Source organism: Nostoc cycadae WK-1, from assembly GCF_002897135.1.
GTDB lineage: Bacteria > Cyanobacteriota > Cyanobacteriia > Cyanobacteriales > Nostocaceae > Nostoc_B.
Genome location: NZ_DF978424.1, coordinates 23,269 through 37,116, shown reverse-complemented (window position 1 = coordinate 37,116; position 13,848 = coordinate 23,269). Strand labels below are relative to the sequence as shown.

Annotated in this window: 8 protein-coding genes; 2 read left to right on the top strand and 6 right to left on the bottom strand. The window is 43.8% G+C overall.

Annotated elements, in window-relative coordinates:
• Positions 1 to 231: 231 nt before the first annotated feature.
• Positions 232 to 552, top strand: coding sequence for a hypothetical protein (locus NCWK1_RS29065; RefSeq protein WP_146033955.1), 321 nt, complete (start codon positions 232 to 234; stop codon positions 550 to 552).
• A 3-nt stretch (positions 553 to 555) separates the two neighbouring features.
• On the opposite strand, the gene NCWK1_RS06580 is transcribed toward NCWK1_RS29065, so the two are convergent.
• Both NCWK1_RS06580 and NCWK1_RS06575 read right to left on the bottom strand, forming a co-directional pair.
• Entirely contained in the window at positions 556 to 2,802 is a 2,247-nt protein-coding gene (locus tag NCWK1_RS06580; RefSeq protein WP_245894848.1) for an eCIS core domain-containing protein, read from the bottom strand.
• Between the two features lie 238 nt (positions 2,803 to 3,040).
• Complete coding sequence (locus NCWK1_RS06575) at positions 3,041 to 3,790, bottom strand: glucose 1-dehydrogenase (protein ID WP_103124166.1); 750 nt, start codon at positions 3,788 to 3,790, stop codon at positions 3,041 to 3,043.
• 90 nt (positions 3,791 to 3,880) lie between these two features.
• Between NCWK1_RS06575 and NCWK1_RS06570 the strand changes: the two genes are divergently transcribed.
• Positions 3,881 to 5,794, top strand: a complete 1,914-nt coding sequence (locus NCWK1_RS06570) for a heavy metal translocating P-type ATPase (RefSeq protein ID WP_103124165.1) — start codon at positions 3,881 to 3,883, stop codon at positions 5,792 to 5,794.
• A 125-nt stretch (positions 5,795 to 5,919) separates the two neighbouring features.
• Here NCWK1_RS06570 and NCWK1_RS06565 read toward each other — a convergent pair whose 3' ends face one another.
• The 4 genes from NCWK1_RS06565 to NCWK1_RS06550 form a co-directional block, all read right to left on the bottom strand.
• The gene (locus NCWK1_RS06565) at positions 5,920 to 8,142 is read right to left on the bottom strand and encodes a chemotaxis protein CheW (protein WP_103124164.1); all 2,223 of its coding nucleotides are present in this window, start codon (positions 8,140 to 8,142) and stop codon (positions 5,920 to 5,922) included.
• 38 nt (positions 8,143 to 8,180) lie between these two features.
• The gene (locus NCWK1_RS06560; protein ID WP_103124163.1) at positions 8,181 to 9,428 is read right to left on the bottom strand and encodes a GAF domain-containing protein; all 1,248 of its coding nucleotides are present in this window, start codon (positions 9,426 to 9,428) and stop codon (positions 8,181 to 8,183) included.
• Between the two features lie 208 nt (positions 9,429 to 9,636).
• Complete coding sequence (locus NCWK1_RS06555; protein WP_103124162.1) at positions 9,637 to 10,665, bottom strand: chemotaxis protein CheW; 1,029 nt, start codon at positions 10,663 to 10,665, stop codon at positions 9,637 to 9,639.
• A gap of 19 nt (positions 10,666 to 10,684) precedes the next feature.
• Positions 10,685 to 13,837 carry a hybrid sensor histidine kinase/response regulator gene (locus tag NCWK1_RS06550; protein WP_103124161.1) on the bottom strand — a complete coding sequence of 1,051 codons (3,153 nt, stop codon included), beginning with the start codon at positions 13,835 to 13,837 and terminating at the stop codon, positions 10,685 to 10,687.
• Between the last annotated feature and the right edge of the window lie 11 nt (positions 13,838 to 13,848).

The following is a 13,848-nucleotide window of genomic DNA, read 5'->3' as shown; positions in this document are numbered from 1 at the left end:
TTTTTAATTTAGAGTTAAAGGGGTCTATCCTTAATATAGTTAAGTTTTATTGGAGATTTGTAGCAATATTTGGTTGTTTTTTGACATTAGGTAAAGCAGCCTCTTTCTTCTTTATTTTGTAAGGAAAATGGGAAGAGCAATTGCGTTATAAGATGTCTGGTATAATCCTTACAAGTTTGTTTTTTTCTGCTTTATCCTAATTTTTGTCCAGTCTATAGGAGCAATCAAATCGTGTCAATTTTGTCTGCCCCTCCTGCTCGTTCTTTTATCCATTCACCTTCGGTTGGTTCTGAAAATTCAGCCTTCGTTACACTAGACTTAATTGATACCCATCTCGATTCTCTTTACTCTCAGCAACTCATACTCGGCTACAATCTTGTCGTTATCATGGACGAAGATCAAGAAGCCGATGAGCTTATTTCGTCATCACAAGCTCGCTCAGTAACACATTCTCTGTTCCCTTATTTGTTTGCTCGCATTCAAATGCCTCTTAATTCCCAAATGAATATTCTGGACTTTATGCTTCGGTTAGACTTCGCACAGATATCTTAATTATTAACTATCAAATATTTTAGCCATTAGTTGATCGTATGCGCCTACGATTAAATCCATTATGACTTCACGGGCTGAGTCTTCTCCTTCAGGGGCTGGTGTTATGCTCATCGCCGTAATAGTATCGTCTTTCGCCTCGAACACGATCACGGGTTTGTCAGAATTAATTCCGCCTGTATACTGCATTTGGTAATCTACATCTTCTCCTATTAGATAGGATAACTCCGATATATACATTTCTACTTGGTGAGGGTCTGTTGTCACTATTTTGCCTTCCACTATTTGGCCTTCTTGGATACCTCCCACAACTTCATCCGTCAGCTTTACAATACCTTGTCCCCGCCGTCCGTGGTTTTTAATAGTCTCTCTTGCTACAAGTATGCGGAACGTAACCTTTTTCTTTGATTCCTTCACCAATTCGCATATCTCCGCAACTAGTGCTCGCATTTTGTTGACAGATCCCCCACCTACCGCCGTCTCCGATATTGCTATCGTTATCTCCTCTTTCTCGGAAGCGTTGATATAACTTATCACCGCTTGTTTAAACTGCTCCTGCTGCGCTTTCTTTTGTTTCCCCTCGAACGCCACTTTTTGGGACGTATATTCCTTTTGTTCCTTTGGCCTGTGTTTGAGTATATCGTTGAGATGATCTGTGGCCTCTTCTTCAGACTGTGGTTTTGGAATTTTAATATTTTCTATAACATCTCCGCTTAACTTTTCAATCAAGTCAGCTATTAGTGATCCACCTCGTTCAAGGCTGAACATCACTTGAGATCCCTTCACCGCCTCCACTAAACCGAGAATCGCTTTTCTTTCCTCTTCAATAAACGGTCGGTATATCGCCCCTTGGTAGGAGCTATATGTTTTATCTCCACCTCGTATGGTGCTAACTGCATTGCTTCGTATTTTTGCGTCATGCGATGTCAGATCTTTTTGCGTTTCTAATCGTTTCTTATTGCTAGAGTCATCGATATCAAAAGTTCCGATTTCTCCATCATGTTTGAACTTAGGTGATCGTTCATTTTTTAATGTCTCAGGTGGTTTTGCCTTTGCCCCCTTATAATAGATAATATAAGCCAAATCATAAAGTTCTTCAAAGTTTTTTCGGTGCTTAATAACTTCTTGTTTTGTTTTAATATCTATCTCACTTGGATCTTTCTTGTCATCTTCTTTGATTATTTCATATAATTGATAGAATAAGTGTTCACAATCTTTTTCATAAGCTTCTTGTACATCAGAAAGGCGAAAACCAGTTTTTTTATTTACAGTATTGTAAAAGGACTTGTCTTGTGCAGTTTGAGTTGATGGAAGTTTTGATCGAAGTTCCATCTCGTCTATTGTCTGTTCATTCTCTTCCCTTTTTATTAATTTCCATTCTTTGTTGATGAGTTTAAAAATAGCTCGCTGAACTAATCCTTGCCGATATTTTATATCGGGTGAAGTATATTTGCTGACACTTGGCGCTAATTTTCTAGTCTCATCTTTTTCATACTCTGCTTTCTTACCCATCACATCCGCTTCTCTCTCCAACCCCTCATCATTATTTATCTGTAATCCTTTCATCTGCATTGTCGGTTTAACTCTTCCCTGCATCTGCTGAACTACGTGCCATGCTTCATGGGGTAGATGTTCCTCTTGTCCAGGGGCGACATGAATCTCCGTCCCTTGGGTGTAAGCTAATGCTTGTAATTGGGCAGGTTTGGGCGAATTATAATGAACCTTGACATCATCTAGGGAATAGCCTGATAGATTTTCCACCCCTGCTTTGAGTTCATCGGGTAATCCGGTTTGATTGGGATGCGATTTCTCAGTTGATTCTGGGCTGTTACCGTTCATTTCGCCTTTCGCTTGGATAGCCTCATCAGGTGATGCAGACATATAACCTTCTGCCACACGCTGCATTATCGGCTGACTCTGCATATATCCTGCTTGCAAAGGTGCGTTAATTTGTTGCACAACATTTGGGGCGACTTTTTCCGCCTCTTGTTCATATTTATCCCCAGGTTCACCAATCATCAACTTCATCTGAACTCGTGGCGGTGGTGGTGGTTGATATCCTGGCGGGAAGATTGAGATGTGGGACAACCTAGACAAACTCGACTCAAAGGACAATTCTTGCTTTTGTATTTCTGGATTTTGATTTAAATCTGGTTCAGGTAAAGATTCAACTTTAAATGGACGCGGTGCAAATGGATTAGAAGTTGATGAATCAGCAGGTTGTTTACCAGTTTTTTGTACTCGTTTGTACATAATTCTCTCCTTTGATTTCCGTCATCTCAAAAAGTCAAACTTCAGAAAACTCTTTTTTTGCTTCAGAAATACAAGGGATGAGCATTTTGCTCATCCCACAAATATGCCAGCTGATTTTTTTAATGTTTTATATACGTACAAACACTTATGTGATTTAATCTCCTATGTCCTTGATAGATGCGTCAAGCAGTTTTTACAAGCAGTTATAAATACATATATTTGTACATATATTGCGTTGCTAAATGTTCATATAGCCACCATCAACCACTAAATCTGCCGCAGTCATGTAACATGACTCATCACTAGCTAGGAAAACTACCGCCGCCGCAATTTCTTCTGGTTTACCAAAGCGTCCCAAAGGTACGGTTTGCTTAATATAATTGCCAAAATTTTCTAGTGCTTCTGGTGATAAGCCCATTTTGGTTTGAAAATTAGTAGGAATTAAACCAGGACTAATCGCATTGACTCTAATTAGGCGATCGCCTAATTCTGCCGCTAAATTACGCGCAAATGAACGCACAGCCGCTTTTGTCGCACAATACACACTGCCCATCGCCATACCTTTTTCATTGACTGAGGAAGCATTTAAAATGACACTAGCGCCTGGATTCAGTAAACCAGAGAGCTTCTGTACAGTGAAAAAGATACCCTTAACATTGATATCAAATTGATTATCATACAAGGTTTCGTCGATCACTTCTAATGGTGCAAAAAATCCGATTCCGGCGTTAGCAAACAAAATATCCAGCCCGCCAAATTCTGATTTTACTCGTGCTGCTAAATTATCCAGTTGAGAAAGCGATCGCACATCCGCCAGTACCGGAATTACCTGAGAACCCAGTTCTTGGGCTGCGGTTTGCAAACGTCCTTCATCTTGTCCGGTAATAATTACCCGCGCCCCTTCTGTCACAAACTGTTTCGCAGTCTCAAACCCAATCCCCGATGTCCCTCCGGTAATCACAGCGGTTTTATTATGCAGGCGCGTCATCAAAATACCTCCTGGTAGAAAAACAATTGCTTGACTTTAACATTAATGTCAAGGTTTACCGTGAGATCAGTTATCAAGGATTTCACTCTCATGCTTTACCCACAGCATTTAACTAAATACACAAAAGAACACGCAGATATATTAGCAGCATTGGTTTGTGGAGTGTTGTTATTTTTTGGCTGGTTCGCCTTGCATCTAGGTTGGCTGGGATGGGCAATACTGTTGTTAAGCACGGCTTATGTGATTGGTGGTTACGAAAGCGCCCGTGAGGGAATAACTACATTAATTAAAGAGAAAGAACTTGATGTAGATTTGCTGATGATTGTGGCGGCGCTTGGTGCAGCTAGTTTAGGTTTATGGCGTAGAGAATATCACCTAATTATTGATGGGGCAATTTTAATTCTCATCTTTGCGATTAGCGGTGCGTTAGAAGGTTATGCAATGGGGCGGACGGAAAGGAGTATCCGCAGTTTGATGAGTTTAACACCCGATACAGCCAGGGTTCTGCATCAAGGACAGGAACAGATGTTACCCATCAGTCAATTAAAAGTAGGAGATGAAATAGTTGTCAAACCCGGAGAGTTAATTCCCACCGATGGCATAATTGTCTCTGGTTACAGCACCATTAATCAAGCGGCGATTACTGGGGAATCTTTACCTGTAGAGAAAACAGTAGGCGAGGAGGTTTTTGCTGGGACACTCAACGGTTATGGGGCGCTGAAGTTAAAAATTCACAAACCAGCAGCGAGCAATTTGATTCAGCGAGTGATTCAGTTAGTGGAAGAAGCGCAAGAATCAGCACCACCTTCTCAAGAATTCATCGCCAAATTTGAACGGGTATATGCCAAGGTAATTGTTGTAGCTGGGATATTACTGGCTATTTTACCGCCATTTATTTTGGCGTGGGACTGGGAAACGACGATTTATCGGGCTTTAACTTTTTTAGTAGTGGCTTCTCCTTGTGCTTTGATGGCAGCAATTATGCCAGCATTATTATCAGGCATTGCCAATGGTGCGAGACAGGGGATTTTGTTCAAAAATGGCGCACAGTTAGAGAACATAGGTAAAGTCAGAGCGATCGCAATTGATAAAACTGGTACTTTAACTACAGGACAAGTGCAAGTATCTCAGGTAATTGCAACTGATGAATATACACAAGTAGATGTGTTAACAACAGCAGCAGCATTAGAATACTTTTCTGAACATCCCATTGCTAAAGCCGTTGTTCAAGCAGCCAGTGATTTAAACTGGGAACATGGTACAGATGTCCAAGCGATACCCGGACAAGGTATTGTGGGGATGCTCAACAACCAAAACATTACACTGGGAAATGCAGCTTTTGTTCAACAATATGTGACAAAGTTACCGCAAAAACTCCAAAATTTAGCTCATAGTTGGGAATATGAGGGAAAAACTGTGGTTTGGGTAGCCCAAAATACACAAGTAATAGGAGCGATCGCCATTGCAGATATGATTAGACCAGAAGCCGCCGCCACCATTCGCCATCTGCGTCAGCTAGGTGTAGAACAAATCGTCATGATTACTGGAGATAACCAGCGTACAGCCCAAACTGTCGCCCAAGCAGTCGGTATCACCCAGGTATACGCAGGACTTTTACCAGAAGATAAACTCAACCTCATCCGCAGCTTGCAGAAACAATATCACACTGTAGCAATGGTAGGCGATGGAATTAATGATGCACCAGCTTTAGCTCAAGCAACGGTAGGAATAGCAATGGGTGGTGCGGGTAGTGATGTCGCACTAGAAACCGCAGATATTGTTTTAATAGCAGACAGACTAGAAAAAATAGTCGTCGCAATGGAACTAGGTAGGCGATCGCAATCTATCATTAAACAAAACATCACCTTTGCCCTCACATCAATTATTTTGCTAATGTTGGCGAACTTTTTGGGGAATATTAACCTACCCATCGGTGTAATTGGCCATGAAGGCTCTACAGTGTTAGTTACCCTTAACGGCTTGCGACTACTGAGAAGATTTTAACCAAACCCTAAGGAGCCAGGAAAAAATCAGTTGAACAATTAGGTTATTGTTCTTGGCTCGATCTGATAGTTCCACTCACCATGAAAAGTGTGCTGCTCAATTGCAAGATTAAAAATCAATACAGTTTAAGTTAGAGATTTTGTCAAAAGGCGACCATCCAAAACCAGGCTAAGTTGTCCATTGGCAAGAACGCTAGTGCCTTGGATATAAGGAGCAACTGGGATTGTTTCACCTAGAGGATGGATTGTAGAGGATTGCTTGCCGATGATGTAATCTACTTCTACAGCACATAGTTTGTCTAAGTAACGAAATACTAATAACGGCTTATCCTGCTTGAAAGCATTTAGTGTATCTGTACTGTAAGTGGTGACTGGGCTGGGAAGGTAGTTAGGAGAAACCAGCACATCAGTCAGTAAATGGATAGGGACGAGCATTTCTGTTGTTGGATTCTCGTAATCGCCACTCCTGAAGCCGCTGATGTCAGAAGACTGCAAAAATAACATACGTCCCGCTTGAGTTTGGAGAATTTGTTCGGACTGGGATAAACAAATCTGCTCTACGGAATCGGCAACAAACGCATAGAATCTGGAGTCAGCTTGGCAGACAATAAGTTGAGCAATTTTTTGCTCAAGTGGAATTTGCAGCGAGAAGGCTGTACCATGACCAGCTTTAGACTTCAATACTATTCTTCCTTGAATAGCTGTTAATTGCTTGCAAACTTCAGTTAATTCTGATCCTAACTCTATGGCAGCACGATCGCATAAAACAGATGAAACCTCTGGTTCAAGTATTAATTCAGTCAGTTGAGTTGTTTGTAGAATATCCCCTGGTTTTGTCAGGGCAAATCCTTGGGCTAAAGCCTGTTGATAAATTTGAGATAAGTTAAGTCCTGCGCCATCATCACAACCATCGATAATTAGTTGATTTCCCTGCTGGTAAATTTGAAATTCAATAATCCCGTTGCTATTTTTACCTAACTGTTGGCGTGTTTGGGAAGATTCTATACTTTGCTCTAGTAAATAGCAACTTATATGCAACAGCAGGACACGGAGGCGATCGCTAAACGCGCGATCGACTTGGATATCACTAATTTGTAAATGTAGCCTGGCAGACTTATCTTGTAGAGCTTGTAACTGCGACCACAGCCGATGCAATGGTTCTAAGGCTACTTTTAAAGAAATGTTTGTAACTTTTTCGACTAAATCGGCAGAACGGTTAAGTAACTTTTCCTGCTGTATGAGTTCTTGTTTGAGTTGGTGGCGATCGTTATTCAGGGAATGAACAGTTGATGCCACCTGAGACGCTTGGGCCAAAATAGATTGCAGAGTACTGTTCAATTGCTGAGAGCGAGAAGCAGCTAGAGGAGAAAGAGTATCTGAAATTGCTGCTAAACGTCCCGACCATTCCTGTAGATTGTCCAACAGGCGTTGTAATCGTTTAACTTGTCGAAGCAACTGCCCGATGGTATGTTGCTGTTGTTCTTCGTGACAAGCTTGCTGATTATAGTTAATTAGTAATGTTGCAATCAGTGCGTTTAGTTGTTCGAGATGCTGATTATTGATTGGTGTGGCGGCTGGAATACTAGTTGCAATAACGGTGGGAATGTATTCTTGCAAAGAGAGTGTATGGCGATCGCTCAAAGATTTAACTAGGGATGCTTCAGATATTTCAGCAGGCAAGAAAAAATCTCCCAACCAAGCCTGAAAATCTTCCTCCTCCAGGTTTGCTAGTTCCCCTACCTTGATAGGAAGCTGCTCGGTATCTACGCGATCAAAGCTACTAAGCTGGGGGCTAGTTTCACTTATTAGTTCCCTGTCAAAACTTTCCTTATCTTTAACCATAACTTGCTCTGGTAGAGATGCAGAAGATTCCACCTCGCCCAAGGAATCGTTAAACTGAATAACTGGTTGATGTCCCGATGTCTCAAAGTTTGTTTCCTGGGAATCGCCAAACTCTGCTTGCAAACGAGCAACAATGGCAGACATCCGCTCCAGAATTTCTACTTCCTCAATTTTCGAGGCTGTTAAAAATGACATCAGTAGCATCTGTAGGCAATCTAATCCTTCCGACAACAGAGAGGCGATTGTGCCGTCAATAGTTGCCCGATACTGATGCAAAAGCTGAAAAATCTCTTCTAGTGCAGCCGCAACTATCGCAATCGTATCTAACTCGGCTGCTATAGCAATCGAATGTAGAGAGCCAGCAGCTTCCATGAGAGCCAAAGCTGTACCGGGGTTACTGTCTTTTGTATAGTTAGGCAACTCCTGCTCCAAGAACAGTAACAAATCGATCGCTTCTTCTAGAAAGCGATCGTCGTTCTGCGGTTGGGGGACAAAATCGGTACTCATGAACGCAACTCTCAGTTTGTATGGGGTTTGTGACAATTCTATGGCTTGGATATTGTTTGGAGGGTACAAGCAGCAATCTGGGCGATCGCTCTAAATTGCTCCTGGATTTGCGCGATTGACTCCAGCCCCGCACTGATTTGGCGATCGCATGGTTCGATAGCAGAAGCAACGTCTTTTGTTGCTACTTGAAGTTCTTGGAGCCATTCCTCTATATTTACGGTGCTTTCGCGGGCTTGACGAGCGAGAATTTCTACCTGTTCGGCAGCAGCCAGCAAACTTAGTTCCTTCTCGCTAGCTTTTGTTGCTTCGATGGCTGTATTTAGGGACAAAATCTGAATTTTGCTACTCAAGCCTTCCACCAGGCCAACAAAGCCAGAAGCTTGCTGACAAAATTCACCAAGGTATTGCAGCTGTTTATTTGTAAAAGCAACAGTATCTTGAATAGACATTAAATACTCGCGCTCTAGCTCGGCAATTTTTGCTCCTTCTTCTACAGCCTCGCTCACCTGTTGCAATGGCACTAGTAACTGTGAGCGATCAAAAGATTCAAGCTGTTGAGCAGGTGGAGCTACTATTTCAGCCGAATGCAAGTTAATTGTCAACATCATTGCTACCTGTTGCAGCAAACTGCGCTCTGCTTCCTGCCATTGTCGGGGTGCAAGGCAATGCTGAATAACTAACAAACCCCAAGGCTGTTGTTTGACAATCAAGGGCAAGCACAGACTCGCTTGCACCTGAAAGCGTTGCCAAAATTGCTGTTGGCGCGGTGTTAATTCTAATACTTCATTTAGTTTGTTGAGTAAGTGTTGTCCATTACTAACATCGGTAGTAACAAACAAATTTATCGGTAGGGATTGGTTGAGCAAGGATGTCCAACCCGGTTGTATAGCTTCAGCGATCGCCCGACTGCGATTATCTTCTTCAAAACGATAAATCAGGACGCGATCGGCGTTAAGAACATCTCTCAGGGCAGTGACTGTAGCTTCCAAAAGTGCGGTTTGACCTTTTGCCTGCTGCATTTGCCGAGCAATTGCCGCCAGTTGTTCTCGCTGGAACTGAAAAGCTCTTTGCACATTGTCATCATTGTCACTGGTTGAATCCTGAGCCAAAGCTTGGATAAAAGCTTCGATTTGACTTACCTTGTGCTGCAATTGAGCGACCTTTGGCCCCTTAGCAGATTGAAAGACTGCTTTAAGTACAGCCACATTAGCCAAAATTTCTTCTATCTGGATTTGATTTTCAACAGGCTGGGTTTCAAAATTAGGATCTAAGGTTGCGATCGTCACAGAAAACTCCTTGGCAGCATCAAGTCAAATAAAAAAGCAGGGGGGCAGAGGAGCAGGGGGGCAGGGGGGCAGGGGGAAAAATCAAGCCACTTGCGGGTGTTAGCGGAGCGGAACGAAGTTCGGTTTCAACCAACGGGGAAAAGGAGTAAGGCAGCTTTCACGCCACTTGTGGGTGAGGTTTGTACCTTTAAGTTCCCCCTGCCTCTTATCAGTGGGTTTGCCATTGCAATGTCTGGGCGATCGCTTTGGTGTCTAAAATCCAGCGATCGCCTGGCAGAATACCTCGAACAAAATTTAGTAGTTTGTTGGGCGAAAAGTCGGTTGGTGCTGATTGTGCTTGCTGTAAATCTTGCCACTCTACATCGTAAACATGAGCGACCAAAAACCCGACTACCTGATTTTGAAGCTCAACAACCAGAACTATTGGTTTTTCTGGTCGTGATTGCCGCTTAAAAAGCGGTGCATAACCAAGCAAATGTTCTAAGTCAACCAGCCGCAGCATCTGTCCTTGCCAATTATAGAAACCTAAAATCCAACTTGGTAAGGCCGGGGCTGGGGAAATTTCTTGACTAGCAATATGAATCATGTCCACTACTGAGTGGAATGGTATTAATCCACTTCCTTGATTCCCTAACGAAAAACGCAGAAATCTTTGCCGTTGTTCGCATGGTGTCAATCCAGGAGCCAAGGTTGGGGTTGTTCCGGCGGGCAACCCCAACTTATCAGCCAATATCTGGTTCATACCTAGAAGCAGGACTTTGAGTGGTTCTTCGTTTGGTGCTACAGACAAAACAGCCATGTGGCTAACAAAGTTTAATTCCGCCACTTGCCGATAAGACCACGGCACAGGACGCACAACTTCTAAAGGAATATCGATTAAAGCAGGGGGCTTATCCACAGGAATGCCACAAAGTTCTCCAGTCCGCGTTTGAGTCAGAAGTAAAAAGCGTCCTGAAGTGTCATCCGCAGAGAGAATTTGGTGCGTCTGTTGGGTTTGTACTTGCGGAATTAACTTCTGGCGCAAGTCCACAATCGTAATAGTTTGCGCTCCCAGATCGACCATCCCGATACCGCTTTCAACCGTACTGCTAATAGGAGGACAAGCAATCACCTTAAGAACTGCACCAACTGGCAGGGCAAATAAATAGTCTGCGATCGCAAAAACAACGACTCGTAATGAGTCGCTCTCGCTGACAGATCCAGATAATCGCTTAAACGGAAAGGGAGTGTTAAGCATAGGAAGTTACGGATGGGGGCTAAGGGCTATGAACCAGTTCAGCGATGGTCGCTAGGAAGTTTTGTTCGGAATAGGGTTTGGTTAGGTAAGCTTTCGCACCTAGAGCTAAAGCTAATTGGCGGTGCTTCTGGCCGCTACGGGTAGTTAGCATCACCACAGGAATCCCGGACAAACGCTCGTCTTGGCGATGGTGTTCTAAAAATTCAAATCCATTCATCCGTGGCATTTCAATGTCACAAATTACTAGATTGACATTACCGTGTTGAAGCATTTGCGCGATCCCCTCTCGACCATCGCCTGCTTGCAACACTTGATAATCGGCTTTCTGGAGCGTCTGCACCAAACTTTGCCTTTGGACAACCGAATCTTCTACCACTAACACTGTCACTCGATTGAGTTGAGCAACGGCTGTATTAACTTCTATTGGCTGTTGCTGCGGTTGTATTATAGTTAGCTCGGATTGCTGCCCCTCCAGGGTAAGAACAGGCTCAGGCGCGGGCAATAGTTTAGTTGCAAGACTTGATGCTGGGGAAGTCGGCATCATATCTGTCTCCCAGGTTTGCCGAACTAACTCCAACGGGTCAATGGTTAGGGTGAGGCTACCATTTCCCAACACGCTGTAGCCTTGGATGTAGCTAGGTAAAGTCACGACTCTGCCGAGGGATTTAATTACTAATTCCTGCTCGACTAAAATCTGATCGACTTGCAAACACAGGTATTGCTGCTCTGTTTGCAACAGCAGCAGAGGTTCAACGGTGTTCCGTTGTTTGACTGGAAAAGGACTGAGGGTTAAATTGTGGTCTTGGGTGAATAAAGGATATTTGTAATCCAGCAAATTGGCAAGCGGGCGGATGGGAACTAGTTGCTGATTTTGCCCTTCTCCCCACTGCCAGAATTTTTGCATACCTTGACCGTGTAAAGATTGCTGGACTTGAATCTGGTCTGGTTGCGGTAATAAAACCTGGCTAATTCCTTCAGATAACAAGGCATAAGTAATACCTTGAGATTGACAAACGAGCAAACGTGCTGTTGTTAAGCTCAGAGGCAATTGCAAGGTAAAGGTGGTTCCCTGCCCTGAAAGCGATCGCACCACAATCGAACCTTGTAAAGCTTGTAATTGTGTGCGAACGACATCTAAGCCGATACCGCGGCCAGATAACTCACCAACCTGGTTAGCGGTAGAAAAGCCTGGTTCAAATAATAACTCTGCCAGTTGGTCTTCGGAGGCGTAGGCGGCTTGTTCCGGAGTCAGCAGGTGTTTTTCTATACCTCGCTGACGAATCGATTCCCAGTTAAAGCCTCGACCATCATCCCGTACCTCAATAGTAGTGCGGTTGCCTTGATGATAAGCTTGAATTGTAATTGTTCCGGTTTCTGGTTTACCCTGCTGTCTCCGGGTTTCTACTGATTCAATGCCGTGATCGAAGGCATTACGAATCATGTGCAGCAAGGGATCGTACAGCTGCTCGGAAATGGCTTTATCTACCAGTACCTTCGTACCGCCAAGCTTGAGTTCCACAGGCTTATGATAAGTTGCTACCATCTGTTGCAAGAGGCGGGGTAAGCGATTTAACACTGTTCCCAGTGGCACCATTCTCGCTTGCAGTAAATCCTCCTGCGCTCCTGAAAGCAGTTGCTTGCGCTTTCCGAGACTAAAGCGAGATTGCTGAACTAAAGTATTAAAAGTCTCAATCCGTTCTCCTAACTGCACCATGTCTTCTGTCAGATTTTGCAGGAGAATGTGCAACTCGCTATAGCTATCCATTTCTAAGGCATCAAAATTAGATTGTGCCTGGGTAGTTGGGGAAGCAGGGACAATTGAGCAGCGTGGGTATCGCTGCTTTGCGCGTTCGGGAAGCAGTTGTCGATCAGACCAAGTAGAAACTTTACTCAGTTGTTGTTGACAGTGCAAAAACTGTAGTAAAGTCTCTTGAGCAGCTTTGTGGATGTGATTAGATTGCAGGTTTTGTTGGTTTTCGTTGATGAGCAATTCCCCAATCGTGTGACTGAGGCGATCGAGTTGTTCGATCGCTACCCGGATACTGGGAAGTGATGCCGATGACTGAGTCTGGAGGCTTGGTGCTGGTGGTGGAGAAGCCGGCCGATCTGAGTCTGAGTAGCGGCAGGATGTCTCTGGATCTCCTGTCCAAATTGATTGTAAAATCCGATCTATGGCAGAGGGGGCTACTACCGCATCCTGAGAAATTGGTTCCAATACCTCCGGTGCTTTCGGTACGGAGTTATCAGTTCGCTTCGGGAAAAACGACCAAATTGATTCTGATTCGCTGGCGCTGAGAAGGGGGGATGGCTGATTCTCAGTTGTAGCCGTTTGTGTTGGTTGAGTAGCTATGGAAACTGGCTGTTCTTGCGGTTCTGGGACAGGAGTAGTTAGCATTGCCCATTCTCGCAATTGTGGAGATATCTCTCCTCCTTGAATGCGATCGCCTGCCAGTACTGCTGCTTGAGCCGCTTTAAAATTGTCTAAAGCCACCTGAGCGATTTGCAGTACTTTGTCTGGATGCTGATTGAGCGCCTTTAGGGTCGCTTGGGCAATTTCTTCCAATCCAGATAAGCCATAAGATGCTGCTAGTTCGACAAAAAATTCTGCTTGAGAGTTGAGTGTTGTTTGAATTTGTTGTGGATCTTGGCTTTGAATGTCAGCTTCTAGCTGGTGCAAATCCTGGGTTACACTCCCCGAAAAGATTGACTCTACCACATCAAAGCCAAGTTCTTCCGAACTGGGAAGCGGTGCCTCACGACCAAAAAAGTCGCCTAGTTTATGCTGGAGTTGGGCGAAGATTGAGGCAGTTTTATCAAGTATTTCTGCCTCATTGTAGGATAAGCCCATCAAGGTTGCACTCAAGGGAGTTCGCAGACACTCATAAGCATCTAGAAGCAAAGCACCCAATTCTGGATCGATTTCCAATTCTTGAGGGTATAACGCCTGGAATACATCTTCTAAATGATGGGCAATTGTCTTAATCGTTTCCTGTCCAACACTGGCAGCACTCCCTTTGAGAGTGTGGGCGCTTCGCATCAAGGCGTGAACTTTTTCTGTGGTTTTTTCATCAAGTAAACCGATGAGACTTTGCTCGATGGTTTGCAACAACTCTGCCGCTTCAGCCAGAAAAGCCTGCTCTAACTGCTGTTGATTACTGTAATCGGTGTTCATAACAGTTTTGC